Annotated in this window: 18 protein-coding genes; 10 read left to right on the top strand and 8 right to left on the bottom strand. The window is 51.3% G+C overall.

What is annotated here, in order from left to right; all coding sequences use genetic code 11:
• From ylqF to Q8O77_RS02475, 5 genes are all read right to left on the bottom strand, one after another.
• A complete protein-coding gene (ylqF, locus tag Q8O77_RS02495; RefSeq protein WP_305551288.1) occupies positions 1 to 936 on the bottom strand; it encodes a ribosome biogenesis GTPase YlqF in 936 nt (311 codons plus the stop codon).
• A gap of 120 nt (positions 937 to 1,056) precedes the next feature.
• Complete coding sequence (locus tag Q8O77_RS02490; RefSeq protein WP_305551287.1) at positions 1,057 to 1,338, bottom strand: hypothetical protein; 282 nt, start codon at positions 1,336 to 1,338, stop codon at positions 1,057 to 1,059.
• A gap of 143 nt (positions 1,339 to 1,481) precedes the next feature.
• Positions 1,482 to 2,558 carry a CsiV family protein gene (locus tag Q8O77_RS02485; RefSeq protein WP_305551286.1) on the bottom strand — a complete coding sequence of 359 codons (1,077 nt, stop codon included), beginning with the start codon at positions 2,556 to 2,558 and terminating at the stop codon, positions 1,482 to 1,484.
• Positions 2,555 to 6,031 (bottom strand): transcription-repair coupling factor, encoded by a 3,477-nt coding sequence (gene mfd / locus Q8O77_RS02480; RefSeq protein ID WP_305551285.1) that lies wholly within the window; start codon positions 6,029 to 6,031, stop codon positions 2,555 to 2,557. Before mfd ends, Q8O77_RS02485 begins: the two co-directional genes overlap by 4 nt.
• Positions 6,032 to 6,078: 47 nt before the next feature.
• On the bottom strand, positions 6,079 to 6,690 hold the full coding sequence (locus tag Q8O77_RS02475) for a PilZ domain-containing protein (protein ID WP_305551284.1): 612 nt from the start codon (positions 6,688 to 6,690) through the stop codon (positions 6,079 to 6,081).
• A 96-nt stretch (positions 6,691 to 6,786) separates the two neighbouring features.
• On the opposite strand from Q8O77_RS02475, the gene Q8O77_RS02470 reads away from it, so the two are divergent.
• Genes Q8O77_RS02470 through Q8O77_RS02460 form a run of 3 tightly spaced genes read left to right on the top strand, consistent with a single transcriptional unit; the run spans position 6,787 to position 9,893 of the window.
• Positions 6,787 to 7,986 (top strand): lipoprotein-releasing ABC transporter permease subunit, encoded by a 1,200-nt coding sequence (locus Q8O77_RS02470; RefSeq protein ID WP_305551283.1) that lies wholly within the window; start codon positions 6,787 to 6,789, stop codon positions 7,984 to 7,986.
• Positions 7,979 to 8,662: a lipoprotein-releasing ABC transporter ATP-binding protein LolD gene (gene lolD, locus Q8O77_RS02465; protein ID WP_305551282.1), complete on the top strand. Its 684-nt coding sequence runs from the start codon at positions 7,979 to 7,981 to the stop codon at positions 8,660 to 8,662. The genes Q8O77_RS02470 and lolD overlap by 8 nt, the downstream gene beginning before the upstream one ends.
• A complete protein-coding gene (locus Q8O77_RS02460; protein ID WP_305551281.1) occupies positions 8,655 to 9,893 on the top strand; it encodes a lipoprotein-releasing ABC transporter permease subunit in 1,239 nt (412 codons plus the stop codon). Before lolD ends, Q8O77_RS02460 begins: the two co-directional genes overlap by 8 nt.
• Here Q8O77_RS02460 and Q8O77_RS02455 read toward each other — a convergent pair.
• Positions 9,890 to 10,417, bottom strand: a complete 528-nt coding sequence (locus Q8O77_RS02455; RefSeq protein ID WP_305551280.1) for a DUF2062 domain-containing protein — start codon at positions 10,415 to 10,417, stop codon at positions 9,890 to 9,892. The two genes, Q8O77_RS02460 and Q8O77_RS02455, sit on opposite strands and share 4 nt — an antisense overlap.
• A 25-nt stretch (positions 10,418 to 10,442) precedes the next feature.
• On the opposite strand from Q8O77_RS02455, the gene Q8O77_RS02450 reads away from it, so the two are divergent.
• From Q8O77_RS02450 to tcdA, 7 genes are read left to right on the top strand one after another with little or no spacing between them, the layout of a single operon-like run.
• A complete protein-coding gene (locus tag Q8O77_RS02450; protein ID WP_305551279.1) occupies positions 10,443 to 12,692 on the top strand; it encodes a DNA internalization-related competence protein ComEC/Rec2 in 2,250 nt (749 codons plus the stop codon).
• Positions 12,693 to 12,724: 32 nt separating this feature from the next.
• Positions 12,725 to 14,473 carry a lipid A export permease/ATP-binding protein MsbA gene (gene msbA, locus Q8O77_RS02445; RefSeq protein WP_305551278.1) on the top strand — a complete coding sequence of 583 codons (1,749 nt, stop codon included), beginning with the start codon at positions 12,725 to 12,727 and terminating at the stop codon, positions 14,471 to 14,473.
• A complete protein-coding gene (gene lpxK, locus Q8O77_RS02440; protein ID WP_305551277.1) occupies positions 14,473 to 15,447 on the top strand; it encodes a tetraacyldisaccharide 4'-kinase in 975 nt (324 codons plus the stop codon). Before msbA ends, lpxK begins: the two co-directional genes overlap by 1 nt.
• Entirely contained in the window at positions 15,437 to 15,634 is a 198-nt protein-coding gene (locus Q8O77_RS02435; protein ID WP_305551276.1) for a Trm112 family protein, read from the top strand. Before lpxK ends, Q8O77_RS02435 begins: the two co-directional genes overlap by 11 nt.
• Positions 15,622 to 16,374, top strand: coding sequence for a 3-deoxy-manno-octulosonate cytidylyltransferase (gene kdsB, locus Q8O77_RS02430; protein ID WP_305551275.1), 753 nt, complete (start codon positions 15,622 to 15,624; stop codon positions 16,372 to 16,374). The genes Q8O77_RS02435 and kdsB overlap by 13 nt, the downstream gene beginning before the upstream one ends.
• Complete coding sequence (locus tag Q8O77_RS02425; protein ID WP_305551274.1) at positions 16,374 to 17,078, top strand: pseudouridine synthase; 705 nt, start codon at positions 16,374 to 16,376, stop codon at positions 17,076 to 17,078. The genes kdsB and Q8O77_RS02425 overlap by 1 nt, the downstream gene beginning before the upstream one ends.
• A complete protein-coding gene (gene tcdA / locus Q8O77_RS02420) occupies positions 17,075 to 17,872 on the top strand; it encodes a tRNA cyclic N6-threonylcarbamoyladenosine(37) synthase TcdA (protein WP_305551694.1) in 798 nt (265 codons plus the stop codon). Before Q8O77_RS02425 ends, tcdA begins: the two co-directional genes overlap by 4 nt.
• On the opposite strand, the gene Q8O77_RS02415 is transcribed toward tcdA, so the two are convergent.
• Both Q8O77_RS02415 and Q8O77_RS02410 read right to left on the bottom strand, forming a co-directional pair.
• On the bottom strand, positions 17,865 to 18,314 hold the full coding sequence (locus Q8O77_RS02415) for a SufE family protein (RefSeq protein WP_305551273.1): 450 nt from the start codon (positions 18,312 to 18,314) through the stop codon (positions 17,865 to 17,867). The two genes, tcdA and Q8O77_RS02415, sit on opposite strands and share 8 nt — an antisense overlap.
• The gene (locus Q8O77_RS02410) at positions 18,311 to 19,528 is read right to left on the bottom strand and encodes an aminotransferase class V-fold PLP-dependent enzyme (protein WP_305551272.1); all 1,218 of its coding nucleotides are present in this window, start codon (positions 19,526 to 19,528) and stop codon (positions 18,311 to 18,313) included. The genes Q8O77_RS02415 and Q8O77_RS02410 overlap by 4 nt, the downstream gene beginning before the upstream one ends.
• Between the last annotated feature and the right edge of the window lie 54 nt (positions 19,529 to 19,582).

Here is a 19,582-nt window from a genome sequence, read left to right as displayed (position 1 = left end):
TTAGCGGTATTTTCGTTGTGCTTTGCGTTTGCGTTCGGCTTCACGCTCGGCTTTTTCTTTTGCTTTAGCGCCTTCTTCAGCTTTAGCGTCAATTTGCTCCTGGCTCACCATTTCCGGCGTTTCCAGTGTAATGGGGCCGAGGTTACCGGCGCGCAGTTCGGTGATTAAAATGCTGCCGGCTTTTTCCAGATCGACTATACCACCTTTGCGCATAGCGCCGCGCTTGATGCCGATAGCATCCATTAATGCCAGATCGTTCTGTGGTTGTTCAGTTAAGCCAAAGCGTTGCATTACCGCCTGCGGATAGCGTTGCAGCAGGTAATCTGCGGCGAACATAGCGATGTCCGCGTAGTCGAACACGGTATCTTTAATGGCACCGGTTACGGCCAGGCGATAACCACAGGTAGGCGGGCTGAGTTTAGGCCAGAGAAAACCCGGCGTGTCGGTCAGGATCACATTGTTATCCAGCTTAATGCGTTGCTGCATCTTGGTAACACCGGCTTCATTACCGGTTTTGGCAATAGTTCTGCCGGCCAGGGTATTAATTAAGGTGGATTTACCGACATTGGGGATGCCCATGATCATGGCGCGGGCACCACGAATATCCAGATTACGCTGTGGCAGCATGTCGTTACACAGTTGCAGCAGGGCGCGGATTTGCTCCGGGTTTTGTTGGCTGATAGGAATGGCCTTCACGCCGGACTGGGCATCAAAATGCTCAATCCAGCGCCGGGTTAATTCCGGGTCGGCTAAATCGGCTTTATTTAATACTTTAATACAGGGCGTATTGCCGCGTAGTTGCGGCACCAGCGGGTTTTCGCTGGAAAACGGAATACGGGCATCCAGCATTTCGATAATAATATCAACCTGCGGCATGACTTCGGCAATTTCTTTACGGGCTTTGTGCATATGGCCCGGAAACCAGTTAATCGACATCCGTTGCTAAACCTTAACGAGAATAAAATGAACACAACAAGGTACCGGCTATATTAAGCTTAGTGACGCTGTGCAGAGTATGTGGGCGCTATAATAACGCAAAAATGGCAAAAGAGTGGGTTATTGCAGGATAAACTGATAAAAACTCAACAATGATAATGGCGCCAGAATGGCTGAGTAGCAGGCTACGCCCGGCAAATTAATGATGCCCAGGCTGCGAAACAGCAACAGCAACTGATATAAACCAAGCAAAGGTGGCAGAAAAGTAAGCCAAACCGTACCGACCAGGGTGGGAAATAACCAGCCCAACACCGGGCTGCAACTGGTTGCCAGTATTAACAACGCCAACAACAGCAAATACTGTTTCGGAGTAAACTCCGGCATTGGATTCAGCTCATTCATAATATTCAGTGATGCTCTGATACGGTACGGGTAATATAAGAAAATAACATGTTGTTTACCCGTACAGTTTTGTATAAAGATGTAAAGACGGCAGAAGCTTAGGCACTTAATGCAGCTTTAGCAATAGTTTTATTAGAAAATTATCATTCCGTTAGCAAGTTAGCCTCAATATCTTCTGCCTGCGGTGGCTCAAACCGACGAATTTGCAACACTATGCCAAGGTAAGGGTGATCCAGATAATGAATTTCGCCACTGATCACCCGCCGGCTTTGCCGCACATACACCGTTTGCAGCTTATCTTGCTGCGCCAGCCGCAGATTAAATTCGGTATTAACGAACAGGTAATGATCTAAATGCAGTTTGAACAAGCCATCCAATTGCCATACCTGGTCCGGCAGGCTGGCTAACGCCAAACTGTTGTTTGTGACGATATCCAATGGTGCTACAGGTTGTTCAGGTAACTGGTTGTTGGCCGTTAATTGTTGCAACAATTGCTCAATATTGGTCAGTAGCTCATTTGCTGTGGCCGGGTTGTCGCTGCCGGCTGGCTCTGCTGCAGTAATTCCGGCGTTTAACACATCGGCAGGGTGGCGTGGCTGGCCCCAATAATCAAACTGAGCGCTTAAGTTTTGCCCGGCAAACCAGCGGCTGGCAATAGCCCTGCGTTCTGTAACCGGCGCCTGGCGCCAACTGGTGTGCAACAGCAGTTTGTTGCCGGGCTGGCGTTGAATTTTAGCAGCGATATCGCCCAGCTGCAGTGCTTCAGCTTCGGCCAGGTAGGGCACACTCTGGTGCACGGCGTCGCCGCTAATCACTACAGCGGTTTGCTGCGGATAAGGCACGGTGCTGATGGTTAAGCGCGGCTCGAACAAGTTACGCTGTTGCCAGGCATCAGGCTGGGGTTCAAAAATACACAGCAGGTTGGCGGCTAATTGTGGCACGGCATATTCGATACTGAACTGCTGCGGTACAGGGCACAGCGGTAATTCAGCCAGCAGGTTTTTCAGTGGTGGCTGGTAGCGCGAAGTTAATAAATCAATGGCGCGGCCGGGTTTAACCGGGGTAACCACCGTATCAAATTGCTCCTGCAAGGCGGTAGCCGGGGTTTGACTGAAGACAATCATTTCCACTTCAAACCAGCGTTGTTCCTGCTCTTGTGCACTTATAGCGCAACTTAACATAGCTGCTGCCAGGCAACAGAATTTAATGGTGTTACTCATCTTTCTACCTTATGTCGGGCAAAGTCAGACAACATGTTGGCTATCAGGCTCAGGCGTTCTGCCGTGTCGTTCGAGGCAATAGCAAAACGCAACTTTTGCCCACCTTCGAGTTTAAATACCCGCGATTGTTTTTGAATAAGCTCAATAATATACCCCGGTGACACAGCGGTTTTTTCGCCGAATTCCACCACGCCGCCTTTATTGTTGGCTTCAATACGGCGAATTCCCAGCGCCTGGGCCTGTAGTTTAAACTCAGACAGCGCCACCAGATTTTTAGCCGCATCGGGTAATAAACCAAAACGATCGATTAATTCTACCTGTACTTCATCCAGCTCGTCGCTGCTTTGCGCCGAGGCCAGCTTTTTATAACAGGATAAGCGTAAATTTACATCCGGAATATAGCTGTCGGGTAGTAGGGCCGGTATGCGCAGTTCCATTTCGGTTTGCTGGCTTAGCATCGCATCCAGGCTGGGTTCGCGGCCGTTTTTCAATGCCTGGACTGCCTGTTCCAGCATATCCATATATAAACTGAAACCGACTGACTCTATCTGGCCGCTTTGTTCATCACCTAATAATTCGCCGGCACCACGGATCTCTAAATCGTGCGTCGCCAGCGCGAACCCCGCGCCTAAGTCTTCCAGGCTGGCAATAGCCTCTAAACGCTTTTGCGCATCTTTAGTTAAGCGTTTCGGTGGTGGTGTTAACAGATAGGCATAAGCCTGGTGATGCGAGCGGCCAACGCGGCCACGAAGTTGGTGTAACTGCGCCAGGCCAAAGTTGTCGGCGCGGTTAATCACTATAGTATTGGCGGTGGGCACGTCGATACCGGTCTCAATAATGGTAGAGCACAGCAGTACGTTAAAGCGCTGGTGGTAAAAGTCCGACATAATTTGCTCAAGCTCGCGCTCGCGCATCTGGCCGTGCGCTATGCCTATCATAGCTTCGGGCAGTAATTCGGCTAAATCGGCGGCGGCTTTTTCAATAGAGGCGACATCGTTGTGCAGAAAGTACACCTGGCCACCGCGCAGTATTTCGCGCATTACCGCTTCCCGGATCAGGCCGTGTTCGTATTGCCGAACAAAGGTTTTTACTGCCAGCCGCCGTGCCGGTGGCGTGGCGATAATGGATAAGTCGCGCATACCGGACATCGACATATTCAGCGTGCGCGGAATGGGCGTGGCGGTAAGAGTTAAAATATCGATGTTGGCACGCAGCGCTTTAACTTTCTCTTTTTGCCGTACACCAAAGCGGTGCTCTTCATCGACAATCAGCAGGCCTAAATCCTGCAGCTTGATATCATCCTGCAGCAGTTTGTGTGTACCGATAAGGATGTCGACTTTACCGTTTTGTACATCCACCAAAATAGCTTTTTGCTGTTTCGGGCTGACAAAGCGCGACAGCACTTCTACCCGCACCGGCCAGTTGGCGAAGCGGTCTTTAAAATTGTCAAAATGCTGTTGTGCCAGCAGCGTGGTCGGCACCAGAATAGCCACTTGTTTGCCGTCGTTTACCGCAACAAAGGCCGCGCGCATCGCCACTTCAGTTTTACCAAAGCCGACATCGCCGCATACCAGCCGGTCCATTGGTTGCGGGCTTTGCATATCACGCAATACCGCGTCGATAGCGTCTTGCTGGTCGGCCGTTTCTTCAAATGGAAAGCTGTCGGCAAAGGCCAGATATTGTTGCTCATCCAACGCAAAAGCATAACCCTGGTGGGCGGCGCGTCGGGCATACACATCCAGCAGCTCGGCGGCGACATCGCGCACTTTTTCTGCCGCTTTACGTCTGGATTTTTCCCAAGTGTCGTTACCCAGCTTATGCAGTGGGGCATGCTCGGTATCGCTGCCACTGTAGCGGCTTAGCAAATGTAGCGAGGTAACCGGCACATATAACTTACTGCTGCCGGCATATTCAATGGTAACAAACTCAGCAACGATGCCGGCGGCATCCAATAGCTGCAAGCCCTGATAGCGGCCGATACCATGCTGTAAATGCACTACCGGCTGGCCCGGGCTTAACTCCGCCAGATTGCGGATCACGGTGTCTGACGACACCTGCTGGCTGCGCTTACGCCGCCGGCGCTGGCTTATTTTCTGGCCGAATAATTCGTTTTCGCTGATCAGCGCCAGTTTAGCCGGTTGCTGAATAAAGGCGCCTTGCTCCAGCGCGCCCACCACTATGCCAAGGTCGTCTTTGCTGTGGCTAAAGGCGTCTAAGTCATCAAATTGCGAAATATGGATGCCGGCTTTATGCAGCAGCTGCAGCAGGCTTTCACGCCGGCCTTCACTTTCAACAAAAAACAGCGCACGGCCCTGTTGTTGCTTTAATTGTAAAATAAACTGCTGCAACGCTTGCAGCGGGTTCTTCAGCTGGTGGTTAACGCTCAAATCCGGCAACGTGGCTAAATTGGCATTGGCCTGGCCGGCTTTTGCGCTCAGCTGTGCCTGGCTTAAGCGGATACGACCATACTGCTTCAGCCGGGCAAACAGCTGGTCTACCGGCAAATACAGTTCGGCCGGGCCAAGGATTGGCCGCAGCAGGTCGATGGCTCTGTCGTCAAAGCGACGCTTCAGCTCTAGCCAGAACTTATCTGCACTGTGTTCAATATCACCTAACAGCAGACAGCGGCTGTCGGCGGGTAAGTAATCAAATAAGGTGGCGGTTTTTTCGGTAAACAGCGGCAGATAGTATTCGATACCGGCCGGCAATATGCCCTGGCTTACCTGCTGGTACAGTGATTCTTTTTCATTGCGGGCGGCAAAGCGCTCGCGATAAGCCATGCGAAAGCGCTCAATGGCGGCTTTGTCGGTCGGGAATTCGTGCGCCGGTAGCAGCTCTATATAGTTAACCTGCGCCAGGCTGCGTTGGTTGTCCGGGTCAAAGGTGCGGATACCGTCAACGTCGTTATCAAAAAAGTCGATACGGTATGGCGTAGTCGCCCCCATAGGGTACAGATCCAGTATAGAGCCGCGGGCAGAGAACTCGCCGTGCTCCATTACCTGGTCGACACTGCGGTAGCCGACCGCGGTTAACTGACGTTTCAGTGCAGCTAAATCAACCTGTTGGCCTTTTTTAATCAGAAAGCTGTTTTGCTCGAGATAATCGCGATGACATATGCGCAGTAACAGCGTGCTGACCGGTACTATCACCAAACCACGTTTTAGCCGTGGCAGTTGATACAGGGTTTTTAAACGCTGGGAAATAATATCCTGATGCGGAGAGAAAACGTCGTACGGCAGGGTTTCCCAATCGGGCAGCGAGAGCAACGGGCAATCTTCGCTTTGATAAAACACGCTTAATTCCTGCTCCAACCGCAACGCTGTGGGCGTGTCCGGCACCAGCAGCAAATAAAGCGCGGCTTGTTGCTTTAACAGCTGCGCAATAGCCAGCGGCAGGGCCGCGCCCTGTAAATTGCCCCAATGTAACTGGTCGGCAGGTTGTTTCAGCTGTGGTAAAGAGGAGATCAGATCCATGTAAAACGACAAACCCTTAATAACGCTTGAATACCGTAGTTGCCGGTTCAGCCCGGCGTAGTGTGTTGCCGCAGTTCGGCTTTTTGCTCAGCTTTTTGTTTTAACAGTCTGGATTGCTGATGCAAACTGGCACGCACTATCAGCTCACGATCTTCGTCTCTGATGCAGGCAAATACAACCCTTATCTGCCATTTTTCTGCCTGTGGCTCACAGCTTAACACCTGGCCATAGCAAAATACTGCGCCATCGTTGTTATCCAAAAACAGTTTTAATTCAACTATCTGTAGCGGTTTCAGCGGGCTGTCGGCTAAATAACAACAGCCGCTGCCACCATAGCTTTGTGTAACGAAGCGTTGTGCGGCGTCATCTTGCTGGCGTAATACGTAATGCAGCAGCATATCGATTTTACGCGCTTGTTGTTGCAGGTAATTGGCCAGTTCTTCTGCCAGGTCTCCCAGCCGGTGTAAAGATCGCAGGGCTGAAGGGTTCAGGCCGCCGGCATCGGAAGCCAGTAAAAATGCCGGTGGAATAGCTGCTGCCAGCGCGGCTTTGTCCGGCAACGCCCCGCTAATTGCTTTGGCATTGATGCTGATACAGTGTTCAACGCTGAAATAGTCCTGATAGGCATCAGCTAACTGCTGTACTGTTAACTCATTCATGGCGCTACCTTTGCAAGCTGCTTGTCACGACAAACAATAATCTCTATCATCGTCGCCACTTTACCATCTAACGCAGGTCTTGTCCTGAAGAATAGGATGCAGTTACCAGTCAGCTTATTTATCGGCTTACGCTACAGCCAAAGCCGCAAGGGTAATGCCTTTATCTCCTTTATCACGCTGTTTTCTGTGGCCGGTATTTTCCTGGGCGTAATGGCGTTGACCATTGTCAGCTCGGTGATGAATGGCTTTGAAGGTGAGTTGAAGAAACGCATCTTGGGTGTGATCCCGCACTTAGTGGTGACCACTGACGCAGATCACCCGGACGATTGGCAACATCAGGTATTACAGCGACCGGGTGTGGCGCAAATCAGCCCGTTTTTGCAAGCTGAAGCTCTGGTGCAATCACCCCGGCAACTCACCGGCGTGTTGCTGCAGGGCGTCACTAACGATGCATTGCCGGCTTTTATGCAGCAAGCGTTAATTGTCGGCAGCTGGCAACAATTTGCACAGCAGCGCTATGCTGTCGTGCTGGGTAGAGCGCTGGCGGAGCAGTTGGAGGTGTCAGTGGGGGATAAACTGCGCTTTATGCTGCCTCAGGCCGGCAGTTATACGCCTATGGGTTGGGTGCCGCGCCAGCGCTTATTTACCGTTAGTGGTATTTTAGATACCGGCTCTGATGTGGATAAACTGATAGCGGTAACGGCGCTGGATGATTTAAGCCGTTTGCTCAGCAGCACAGTACAGCAACAGCAGTGGCGCATCACGCTGGATGAGCCTTTTGCTGCACCGCAATTTGCGCAGCAGTTAGCGGCCGACAGCAGCCTGCAGGTTCAGGACTGGCGCCAAAGCCATGGTAAATTGTTTGCCGCGGTGGCAATGGAAAAAGCCATGATGTGGCTGATGTTGCTACTGATAGTGGCCGTGGCTGCTTTTAATATTGTCTCGGCGCTGGTGATGATGGTTACCGATAAACAAGCTGAAATCGCCATTTTAAAAACTCTTGGTATGACAGATCAGCAACTGTTTAATGTGTTTGCGGTGCAGGGGCTGAGTAACGGTGTGGCCGGAGCTGTAGCTGGCGCTCTGGCAGGTGTGTTGTTGTGTTGGCAGTTAAACCCGCTGTTGGCAGCACTGGGCTTACAATTGGCGCCCGGTATCATCTTGCCGATAGATATTCAGTTTGATCAACTCTTGTTTATTTTGCTCAGTGCTGTTGCACTGACTGTGTTGGCGGTGTGGTATCCGGCCAAACGGGCTGTGGGCATTAATCCGGCGGACATTTTGCGTGATGAGTAATGTATTAACGGCAGAGAAAATCTGCAAAAGCTATCGTGACGGCCAGCAGGTTACCGATGTATTGCATGGTGTAGATCTGTGCATTAACCGCGGCGATATGCTGGCTATAGTCGGTAGCTCCGGCTCGGGTAAAAGCACTTTACTGCATATTCTCGGTACTCTGGATCAAGCTGACAGCGGCGCGCTGAGTATTTTGGGTAAAGATATTAAGCAGCTGAGCGCCCAACAAAAAGCGGCGCTGCGCAATGAACAGCTGGGGTTTATCTATCAGTTTCACCATTTGCTGATGGATTTTACCGCACTGGAAAATGTGGCCATGCCGCTGTTAATCCGCGGTTTGTCGCAAGCTGCAGCGCAGCAGCGTGCTGCTGTAATGCTGGATAAAGTCGGCTTATCGCATCGCGCCGGCCATCGTCCGGCAGAACTCAGCGGCGGTGAGCGCCAGCGTGTTGCCATTGCCAGGGCTCTGGTGGGCGAGCCGGCGTTAGTGCTGGCTGATGAGCCAACCGGTAATTTGGATCAGCACACGGCGGAGTCAGTGTATCAGTTGCTGCGAAGCCTGAACCGTGAGCTGGGCACCAGTTTTATTGTGGTGACCCATGATATGGAGCTGGCGTCAAAGCTGGACAGCTACGTGCTGATGCGTGCCGGCCACCTGGAGATGGCGCATGGCTAGTTTAGCCTGGCAGCTGGCACGGCGTTACCGTTCAACCCGACACAGCAGCGGTTTTATCCGCTTTATTTCTGCCAGTTCTACCTCCGGCATTGCGCTGGGCGTGGCGATATTAATTTTGGCTTTGTCGGTAATGAATGGCTTTGAACAAGCTTTAAAACAGCGGTTGTTGTCGGTGATCCCGCATGTAGAGCTGGAAGCGGTGCAGCAAAGCATTCATGACTGGCAACGTAAACAACAGCAGTTTGCCACGGTGCAAGGTGTTGCCGGCGTTGCACCCTATATAAAAAGTAATGGTATGTTGCGCGTTGGCAGCAATGTTAAAGCTGCTGAGGTTCGGGGTATTGATATTGCATCTGAGCGGCAGATCAGTGATTTCGCCAGCTATATCAGTAGCGGCCAACTGGATAGTTTAAATGACGGTGAAGTGGTGCTGGGGCAGGGTATTGCCGATGCATTGCAGGTGGCTGTCGGTGAGCAGGTGCAATTGTTATTGCCGAAACTGACCGACGATGGCCGGCTTGCCAGCCACAGCACTGCAGCATTAACGATAACGGCAATAGTTGCTGTTGGCGGCCAGCTGGATTACAGCCACATTTGGCTGAATATGGCGAATTTGGCACAATTGCTGGCGTTTGAGCCCGATGCTGTGCAGGGCTTTGCCTTTCGGATTAACGATATTTTTCAGGCACCGTACATGGCCAGGCAGTTGGGCCGGATGTCGGAAGATTATGTCTATATGCTGGACTGGTTTCGCAGCCAGGGCCATGTATATCAGGATATTCAGATGGTAAGAACCATTTTATATCTGGTGCTGGCACTGGTGATTGCGGTGGCCTGTTTCAATATTGTTGCCACCCTGGTGATGGCAGTGCGGGAAAAAGAAGGTGATATTGCCATTTTGCTCACTATGGGCGTGTCGCCGGCCACCGTAGTGCTGACCTTTATGTGGCTGGGCTGGCTTAATGGCTTAATAGGTGCGCTGATTGGCACTGTCGCCGGGGTGCTGCTGGCCAGTTACATTGAACCGCTGTTTGCCTTTGTTACCTCGGTATTGGGCCATTCACTGTTAGACCCGAGTATCTATTTTATTAACTTTATTCCGTCTTTGCTGCAATGGCAGGACGTGGCTTTAACTTTAGGCGTAGCACTGGTGATGAGCTTACTGGCTACCTTGTACCCGGCATGGCGGGCTGCGAAAGTACAACCGGCCATGGTATTAGGCCAGCATTAATGCGGTTTGTGACGGCGTTTTAATTTGCGTAACAACTGCTCTTTTTTCACCGATAAACGCCATAGCCAGTCAATAATAAAATAACCTGCGACGGCAGAGCAAATTCCCATCAACAAACAACCGGTTAAAAACGGTTTACCTATGCTGTTAAGGCTGTGTTGTAACCAGGCCCAGCTAGCTTCAAAGGCAAAAGGCTCCAGCGGCGTTCTTAGCACCACTGCGCCGACTAAATAACTGATATAAAACAAAATTGGCATGGTTAACGGGTTAGTCACCCAGACCAGGGCTACTGATAACGGCAGATTTACCCGCAATGGAATGGCCACCGCAGCAGAGGCGACCATTTGAAACGGCATCGGCATCCACGCGAAAAACAAGCCAACCGCAAAGGCGCCGCGGGCAGAGCGACGGTTCAGGTGCCACAAATTACCATCGTGTAACAGCGAACCAAACAGCTTTAACAGCCGTTGTTGCTTGATTTTTTCCGGCGATGGTAAATATTTCTTAATAAAGTTCTTTGGCATTACAACCTATTCACAAAAAACAAACATGAAATCTTTTTGTATCGGTGTGCTTGCAGGCAGCCTATTGTCATTATTTTTGCCGATAGTGCCAGCTTTTTTCACAGTATTTTTATTACTGATGCTAACTATGTGGCTGCTTAAATCCGGCCGCTGCTTTTTCGCCGGCGCAGCCACATTTTTTATCTGCTGGATTTGGCACTACGATGCCTACCAGCAAGCGCAGCAAAGCTTGTTGGCGTCTGAACAGTTACTCACCGGCACTGTGCTCGGTTCGCCTAAACATTACCCTGAGTATAGTCAGTTCAGATTACAGCTTGATGCCGGTGCGGCAAAAGGCTATCAGGTACAGCTGAATTGGCCGATGCCGGCACAGTTACCCCAGCCTGGTCAGCAATGGCAGCTTAGTGCGCGTTTGCGTCCGGTAGCCGGTGTGGCCAACCCGGGCGGGCCGCATAAAGAAGCCAATGCGCTGCAGCAACAAGTATTGGCTCAGGGCAGCGTTAAAACCGACATTGCTGCTGTACTGCTTAATCAGCGTTATAGTCCGCGATATCACATAGTATCGCACATAACGCAGGTAACAGCCTCATTACCCACTGCGCCGCTGTTATTGGCGCTTAGTGTTGGCGAAAGGCAATTTTCCACACAGCTATGGCAGGGGCTGTTGCAATCGTCACTGGCGCATCTAATGGCCATTTCCGGCCTGCATATTGGTTTGATCTTCGGTTGGGGCTTTTGGCTATTACGGCTGTTGCCGCTCCCGGTAGCCTGGTCGGCACTACGCCATCCGTTGTCACTGGCGGGCGCATTAGTGTTGGCGTTTATCTATGCCTGGCTGGCCGGTTTTGCAGTGCCCACTGTGCGCGCAGCCTTTGCCTTGTTGTTGTTGGTGTTGGCGCTGCTGCAGCATAAATCCTTGAGTTACAGCCATTATTGGTTGTTACTTACCGCCAGCTTATTATTGCTGGAGCCATTTTTTGTGCTGAGCAAAAGCTTTTGGCTGTCGGTGCTGGCGGTGGCGGTTATTTTGTTTTTATTGTGGCAAAGCCGTAGTAAAGCAACGGGCTGGCGCAGCAAGCTGATGTTGTTTTTGCGTTTTCAGCTGAGCTTAACGCTGTTTATGGCGCTACTTAGTGTGCTGATGTTTGGTGGCAGCTCATGGTTGGCGTTGTTGTCTAATCTGTTATTTGTACCCTGGTGCAGTGTGGTGGCCATTCCGCTATTGTTTATCTGTGTTGTGGCTGAATTGTTGGCCATCTCCGGCGCGGCCTGGTTGTGGCAATTGTGTGATTGGGCATTCCGGCCGTTATTGTGGTGGTTAAATTGGAGTGCCGGGCAAAACAGCTGGTGGGCACTGCCGGATCTGTCCTGGTTTGTCGTGGCAGGGCTGGTGGTGGCACTGGCACTGTACTGGTTAACGACGCGGCGTTTAATACTGTGTGCTGTGATATTGTTAGCGTTACCGCTGTGCTTGCAGTTGGTGCGCCCGGCGCAGTGGCAACTGCATGTTATTGATGTAGGCCAGGGGTTGGCGGTGTTGCTGCAGCATAAAACGCGCGGCATTTTGTATGACGCCGGGCCACGTTACGGTGAACACAGCGCTACCGCAGCGCAAGTATTGCCTTATTTGCGCCAGGCCGGGATCCGCCATCTGGACATGGTAATTTTAAGCCATGATGATAGCGACCATACCGGTGACTGGGCCTTGTTGCAGCGGCAGTACCCTGAGGCGCACTTTTATGCCGACATTGGCCATATTGGTATTGCACAGCCTTGTGCCGCCGTGCCGCAGCAGTATTTGGGCGCTACGCTTAACATGTTGCACTTTGATACCAACCCGCTGCTGGCAAAGAATGATCGCTCCTGCGTGTTGTTAATTACTGTGGCAGGTTGGCGGCTGTTGCTGCCTGGCGATATCGGCCGCCGGGTTGAGCTGCAGTTGCTGCAGCGCTACCCGGATTTAGCCGCAGACATGCTGGTGTTGTCGCATCATGGCAGCAACAGCTCCAGCCATTTCAGCTTTTTGCATCAGTTGGCGCCGGTATTGGCATTAAACAGCGCCGGCCTGTATAACCGGCATCAGCATCCGGCATTGGCGGTTCAGCAGCGGCTGGATACCTTGGGCATAGCGCTGCTGAATACCGCACAAAGCGGGGCTATCCGGTTGGATATTGACGCAGAGTCGGTTACTGTGCAGCAGTATCGGGCGCAAAGAATCCCCTTTTGGCTGCAAAAGCCGGTGGGAAATGCTGAAACCTTGCTAACAACACGCTAGAATAAGCGAAATTTTTCTTAGAGAACTATTCTTTGGCTGCGTCTCAGTTTACTTCACCTGCTACTTTTCGCCGTTTGCTCAGCTATGTCAAACCGTACCGGTTGGGTTTTGCTGCCGCAGCTTTTGGCATGTTGGGTTATGCCCTGGTTGATGTATTTTTTATCTCACAGTTAGAAGACTTTATTGATATCGGGATTAACCAGAAGAACACCGACTATTTGCGCTATGCCCCGTTGTTTATTATCGGCATTTTTATTTTGCGTGGTGTGTTTAATTTTATTGCCAGCTATTGCCTGAACTGGGTTGGCACCCATGCCGTGCAAGAAATGCGTCAGCAGTTGTTTCGCCACTATATCCGTTTACCGGTCAGCTTTCATGATCAGCACTCTACCGGCGAGTTAATCTCTAAGGTGACTTACAATACCGAACAAATCAAGCAAGCTACATCTAAAGCATTGGCGGTGTTGTTGCGCGAAGGTGTGTTTGTCGTGGGGTTGTTAGTGATGATGTTCTGGATCAGCTGGCAGCTATCGTCGATTTTTTTGCTGATAGCCCCGGTTATCGCCATCGTAGTGCGGCTGGTATCGAAACGTTTCCGTCTGCTTAGCCGCAATATACAGGGCGCTATGGGTGAGGTAACCACTTGCTCGGAGCAAATGTTAAACGGCCATAAAGTTATTTTGTCGTTTGGCGGCCAGCAGATAGAAGAGCAGCGCTTTGCCACAGTGAACAACCTGACCCGACGTCAGGATGTTAAAATGGAGGCTACCCGTGCTATCAGCGTGTCGTCTATCCAGATTATTGCCTCTTTTGCGCTGGCTTTTGTGATCTATATGGCCAGTTTTCCTGAAATGCTCGACAGTCTTACCGCCGGTAAATTTACCACTATTGTCGGCTCTATGATGATGCTGCTGCGCCCATTAAAGCAACTGACAACGGTAAACAGTGAATTTCAGCGTGGCCTTACTGCGGCCAACAGCGTATTTGAAGTGTTGGACCAGCCGGTAGAGCAGGATACCGGCACGACGGTATTAGATAACGTAAGTGGCAATATTCAGTTTAATAACGTGAATTTCAGCTACCCCGGTCATGATAAACAAGTGTTGTTTGATATCAGTTTTAACGCGCCGGCCGGCAAAACTATTGCCCTGGTTGGCCGTTCCGGTAGCGGAAAAACCACCATTTCCAGCTTACTGCCGCGCTTTTATGAAGTAAGTGACGGTGACATTTTGATTGATGGGCATAATATCCGTGACTGTACGCTGGCGTCATTGCGCCGCCAGTTAGCTGTGGTGTCACAGCATGTCACCTTGTTTAACGACAGTATTGCCAACAATATTACCTATGGCTGTACAGAGCCGGTGTCACGTGAGCATTTATTGCAAGTGGCTGAAAAAGCCCATGTGTTAGAATTTGCCGAAAACCTTAAAGATGGCCTGGACACCGTGATAGGTGAAAACGGTGTTAGTTTATCCGGTGGTCAGCGCCAGCGCATTGCTATAGCCCGCGCTTTATTGCGCGAAGCACCAATCCTGATCCTCGATGAAGCCACCTCGGCGCTGGATACTGAGTCTGAGCGCAAAATTCAGGCGGCGCTGAATGAGCTGTTAAAAGGTCGCACCAGCATTGTTATTGCGCACCGGCTATCCACTATTGAAAATGCCGACAGCATTATTGTGATGGATCAGGGCCGTATTGTAGAGCAGGGTGATCATGCTACGTTACTGGCACAAGATGGCGCCTATTCTCAGCTTTACAAACTGCAGTTTGGCGAGCCGTAGTGAGCTTTACTGAACGTTTGTGGTATCAGGGCCATAAAGCTTACTGGTTGTTACTGCCACTGGCCTGGCTGTATGGCGCTGTCACGGCCTTACGCCGTTTGCTGTTTCGCTGTGGGGTAAAACAACAGGTCAAAGTGAAAGCCCCGGTCATCGTGGTGGGCAATATCAGTATTGGCGGTACCGGCAAAACACCTTTTACGCTGCTGCTGTGCGCCAGGTTACAAGCGCTGGGCTGGACACCGGGTATTGTCAGCCGCGGCTATGGTGCCAATATTACAGCCCCGCTGTTGGTAAAGCCTGATGCTATTGCAACAGAGGTTGGCGATGAGCCGTTATTGCTGGCACAGCGCAGCGGTTGCCCGGTAGTGGTGTGTCCGGACCGGGTTGCGGCAGCACTATATCTGCTGGCCAATACCGATGCCGATATTATTGTCAGCGATGACGGCCTGCAGCATTACCGCCTGGCGCGGGATATTGAAATTGTGTTGGTAGACGGCAGCCGCGGCTTAGGCAACGGCCAGTTACTGCCGGCCGGGCCATTGCGTGAAGGTGCCTGGCGTTTGGCCTGCGCTGACCTGGTAGTGGCAAACAGCCAGCCGTTTGCTTTAGCTGATGGCATGATGACACTGCAGCCGTCCGCAGCAAAACAGCTTAACGGTAGTGCCAAACTTACGCCCTGTGCGGTAAGCCTGGTAGCCGGCATCGGTAATCCGGCGCGGTTTGAGCGCACGGTGATTGCGGCGGGTTTCACTGTTAATCAACGGCATTACTTTGCCGACCACCATCAGTTTGTTGCGGCAGATTTTGCTGACATCAGCGGCCCGGTATTAATGACAGAAAAAGACGCGGTAAAGTGCCGTGCTTTTGCCGGCGATAACTGGTTTAGTCTGGGCGTAGATGCGCAGTTGGATGAACAACTTACTACTAAGATAAATACAATATTAACGAAATTGCGGAGCAGTTATGGCACTTAAAGTAGCATTAACCGAAATATTGGCCTGTCCGCTGTGTAAGGGCAAGCTGAAGTATGACCAAGCCTCGCAGCAGCTGATTTGTACCTTTGACCGTCTGGCCTATCCGGTACGCGATAATATTCCGGTATTGTTGGCCGATGAAGCCCGTGAGCTGACGCTGGACGAGGTAGAGCAATGGCGTTCATAGTCGTTATTCCGGCACGCTTCGCCAGCAGCCGTTTACCGGGCAAGCCGCTGGCCGATATCGCCGGCAAAAGCATGATAGAGCGGGTGTATCAGCAAGCGCTGCAAAGTGGTGCCGCCCGTGTGGTGGTAGCCACCGACGACCGCCGGGTAGCTGATGCGGTAGACCAGTTTGGCGGCGAAGTGTGTATGACACGGCCGGAGCATAACTCCGGTACCGAGCGTCTGGCCGAAGTGGTGGCGAAACTCGGGCTCTCTGCCGATACTGTGGTGGTAAACGTGCAGGGCGACGAGCCGTTTATTCCGCCGTTGATTATCCGCCAGGTGGCACAGAATCTGGCAGCGCAGCAAAAAGCACAGATGGCGACATTGGCCGTGCCGCTGACGGATGCGGCAGAAATTGCCAACCCGAATATTGTTAAAGTGGTCAGCGACAAACACGGCTACGCGCTGTATTTCAGTCGCAGCGTGATCCCGTTTGATCGCGATGGACAATTTCAGGCTGAATTAGCCAGCCATTATCGTCGTCATATCGGTATTTATGCTTATCGCGCCGGCTTTATTCAGCATTATGTTGATTGGCCGGCGTCGACGCTGGAGCACATTGAGGCGTTAGAGCAACTGCGGGTGCTGTGGCACGGTGAAGCTATTCATGTTGATACCGCGCTGGAAACGCCGGCAGTGGGTGTGGATACGCCGGCAGATTTAGAACACGCCAGGCGCTATGCCGCCAGCCTTAACTGATGCCGTCTGCTTTTAGTCTGGTCGTTGAAACGCCCGGTTTTGTGTTGCTGAATAAAGCCGCCGGAGTCAGTTTTCATTCTGATGATGGCCCGGGCCTGGCGGTGCTGGCTGAGCAGCAGTTGGGCTATAAATTGTACCCGGTGCACCGGCTGGATAAGGTGACTTCCGGTTTGATTTTGCTGGCCCGCAGCAGCGACGTTGCGGCTCAATTGACACAGCTGTTCAGCAGCCATCAGGTAGAGAAATATTACCTGGCGCTGAGTTTGACCAAACCGGCAAAAAAACAGGGCTGGGTAAAAGGTGATATGGCGCCGGCACGGCGCGGCGCTTGGAAATTGCTTAGCTCACAGCATAACCCTGCGGTGACATACTTTATCAGTCGCGGTTTTGAAAACCTGCCGTTTCGGGTGTTTTTAGTTAAACCGTACAGCGGCAAAACGCATCAAATCCGCGTGGCGTTAAAAAGCGCCGGTGCTGCTATTGCCGGTGATGCGGTATACCAGGGCAGCTCAGCAGACAGGGTGTATCTACATGCTTATGCACTGCGCTTTTGTCTGCACAATACTGAATACCATTATGTCCAGCCGCCAACAGAAGGCGTCTTGTATCAGCAACTGCTGCAAAGCGACGCGCTGCAAGACTGGATGCAGCCGTGGCAGCTGAACTGGCCACAATACACTTTACCCAAGCAGGTTAGCGAATAACGATGTCCGATTATCAATTACGTTTTGCCGGTATCGCCAGATTGTATGGCGTGGCGGCACTGGAAACTTTTGCCAAAGCCCATGTCTGTGTTGTTGGTATCGGCGGGGTTGGCAGTTGGGCTGCAGAAGCGCTGGCCCGCTCCGGCATAGGTGAAATTACGCTGATTGACCTGGATGATGTCTGTATCAGCAATATTAACCGTCAGTTGCATGCGCTGAGCGATACCGTAGGCCAGGATAAAGTGGCGGTAATGGCACAGCGTATTAAAGCCATTAACCCTGATTGTATCGTGCATCAGATAGAAGACTTTGTGACTGCCGACAACCTGCGTGAGCTTATCAGCAACGAGATGGATTATGTGGTGGATGCTATCGACTCGATTAAAGCCAAGGTAGCCCTGCTGGCGCATTGTAAGCGCAATAAAATTAAGCTCATCAGCACCGGTGGCGCCGGTGGTCAAACCGATCCGACGCAAATACAAATTGCGGATCTGACCCAAACCATTAATGATCCGTTATTGGCCAAAGTGCGCAACAGCTTGCGGCGTGATTACAATTACAGCCGCAACCCGAAACGCCGTTTTGGTATCGATTGCGTGTTTTCAACCGAGCAACTGGTGTATCCGCAACCGGATGGCAGCGTGTGCCAGCAGAAAACAGCACAGGTAAATGCTGAGGGCGAGGTAAGCAGTATGCGGCTGGATTGCAGCGGCGGTTTTGGCGCAGTTACCGTGGTCACGGCCAGTTTTGGTTTTGCCGCTGTATCCAGAGTATTAAAAAAGCTGGCTACTTAGCAGGGCAGCAGGCTTTAATCCGTTCAGCCATAGCGGTTAACCCATTGCCGCGTGACTGGCTTAAATACGGCTTTAAATTCAACTGATCAAACTTATGGCACAAATCAAACTTCGCCAGCTCCGCGCTTGTCATACCGTTAACCAGACACAGCATAATAGCCATTAAGCCTTTAACAATACGGGCTTCGCTGTCCAGCACAAAAAAGTGTTTGTCTTGTGCTTTATCGTGATAATGCATCAGCCAGGCGCGGCTTTCGCAGCCTTTTACCAGTAAATGTGGCTGTTTCATTTTTTCCGGTACCGGCGGCAGCTTTTTACCCAGCTGCATCAGCACCCGATATTTGCTTTGCCAATCTTTCGCCGCGGTAATGTCGGCCAGATCCTGTTGTTTGATTTGTAACAGGGCAGGTTGTGTTTCTGCTAATAATTGTTCTAATGTCATGCAGTTAAAATCTCCACGGCCTGCTCCAAAGCGAGCAGGCACCGGTTTACATCGTCCAGCGTGTTATAAGCGGCAAAAGAGCACCTGACAGCGCCTTGCTGCGCTAAATAGCTGAATAACGGCATAGCGCAATGTTGGCCGGAACGCACCGCAACCTGCTGCTGATTTAATAACTCAGCCACATCAGAGGGATGCTCGCCGCGAACATTCAACGCCACTATACCGGCATTATGCACAGGCATAGATAAAATATCTATGGCTTTTATTGCCGCCAGCCCATTGTAGAACTCTTTTAATAACAGCGATTTATGTTGTTGAACTTGGTTTGTGTTATATTTTTGTAGCCATGAGATTGCCGCCGACAAGCCTATAGCCCCCGCGATATTTGGTGTACCGGCTTCTAACCTGAACGGCAATTTGTTGAATGTAGTGTTAACAAAGCTGACAGTGTCAATCATTTCACCGCCGGCAAAGATTGGCGTTAAACGGTCTAACCATAGTGTTTTGCCATACAGCACGCCAATACCGGTGGGGCCATACAGTTTATGGCCGGAGAATACATAGAAATCACAATCTAACTGCTGCATATCCGGTTGTTGATACACTATGCCCTGAGCGCCGTCGATTACAGTAACCGCGCCTGCGGCTTTGGCCAGCGCAACCATTTGCGCTACCGGCTGAATATGGCCCAACACATTGGAAATATGACTGAAGCTGACGGCTTTTGGGCCAAGAGCCAGCAGCTTTTTATAGGCAACAAGGTCTATGCCGTGATCTGCGGTTAACGGTACCACATCTATTATCACCCCAAAGCGCTGGCAATGCAGTTGCCAGGGCACAATATTGGCGTGGTGTTCCAGCTGCGTCAGTAAAATGCGGTCGCCGGGTTTAAGCAGAGTGTGCATTAAGCCAAAAGCGATTTGATTTAACGCCGCAGTAGCACCGCTGGTGAAGATAACTTCATGCGGGTGGGCAGCATTAAGATAACCGGCAATGTTGCTGCGCGCTTGTTCAAACAGCACAGTGGCCTGTTGGCTTAACTGATGTGCACCACGATGTACGTTGCTGTTATGTTGCTGATAAAACGCTGTAACCGCATCCAGCACGGCATGTGGCTTATGCATGGTGGCCGCGTTATCCAGATAAACCCAATTGGGTTGCTGCTGAAAAAAAGCAAATTGCTGGCGAAACTGCTGTACGTCGAAACCGGGCATAGGGCAGGGGTCCTGATGAAGATGGCGCGATTTTGCCTTTTTTTACGCAGTGGC

It is taken from the genome of Rheinheimera sp. (assembly GCF_030690345.1).
GTDB lineage: Bacteria > Pseudomonadota > Gammaproteobacteria > Enterobacterales > Alteromonadaceae > Alishewanella.
The sequence above is the reverse complement of the archived record's forward strand: the minus strand, read 5'-3'. Positions and strand labels throughout refer to the sequence as shown.

Coding starts and splice junctions, on each gene's coding strand:
- Q8O77_RS02415 (WP_305551273.1), bottom strand. CDS start 18,314: ATGACATTAGAACAATTATTAGCAGAAACACAACCTGCCCTGTTACAA.
- ylqF (WP_305551288.1), bottom strand. CDS start 936: ATGTCGATTAACTGGTTTCCGGGCCATATGCACAAAGCCCGTAAAGAA.
- Q8O77_RS02455 (WP_305551280.1), bottom strand. CDS start 10,417: ATGCCAAAGAACTTTATTAAGAAATATTTACCATCGCCGGAAAAAATC.
- kdsB (WP_305551275.1), top strand. CDS start 15,622: ATGGCGTTCATAGTCGTTATTCCGGCACGCTTCGCCAGCAGCCGTTTA.
- Q8O77_RS02470 (WP_305551283.1), top strand. CDS start 6,787: ATGCAGTTACCAGTCAGCTTATTTATCGGCTTACGCTACAGCCAAAGC.
- lolD (WP_305551282.1), top strand. CDS start 7,979: ATGAGTAATGTATTAACGGCAGAGAAAATCTGCAAAAGCTATCGTGAC.
- Q8O77_RS02475 (WP_305551284.1), bottom strand. CDS start 6,690: ATGAATGAGTTAACAGTACAGCAGTTAGCTGATGCCTATCAGGACTAT.
- Q8O77_RS02460 (WP_305551281.1), top strand. CDS start 8,655: ATGGCTAGTTTAGCCTGGCAGCTGGCACGGCGTTACCGTTCAACCCGA.
- Q8O77_RS02490 (WP_305551287.1), bottom strand. CDS start 1,338: ATGAATGAGCTGAATCCAATGCCGGAGTTTACTCCGAAACAGTATTTG.
- Q8O77_RS02410 (WP_305551272.1), bottom strand. CDS start 19,528: ATGCCCGGTTTCGACGTACAGCAGTTTCGCCAGCAATTTGCTTTTTTT.
- Q8O77_RS02435 (WP_305551276.1), top strand. CDS start 15,437: ATGGCACTTAAAGTAGCATTAACCGAAATATTGGCCTGTCCGCTGTGT.
- Q8O77_RS02425 (WP_305551274.1), top strand. CDS start 16,374: ATGCCGTCTGCTTTTAGTCTGGTCGTTGAAACGCCCGGTTTTGTGTTG.
- Q8O77_RS02450 (WP_305551279.1), top strand. CDS start 10,443: ATGAAATCTTTTTGTATCGGTGTGCTTGCAGGCAGCCTATTGTCATTA.
- Q8O77_RS02485 (WP_305551286.1), bottom strand. CDS start 2,558: ATGAGTAACACCATTAAATTCTGTTGCCTGGCAGCAGCTATGTTAAGT.
- mfd (WP_305551285.1), bottom strand. CDS start 6,031: ATGGATCTGATCTCCTCTTTACCACAGCTGAAACAACCTGCCGACCAG.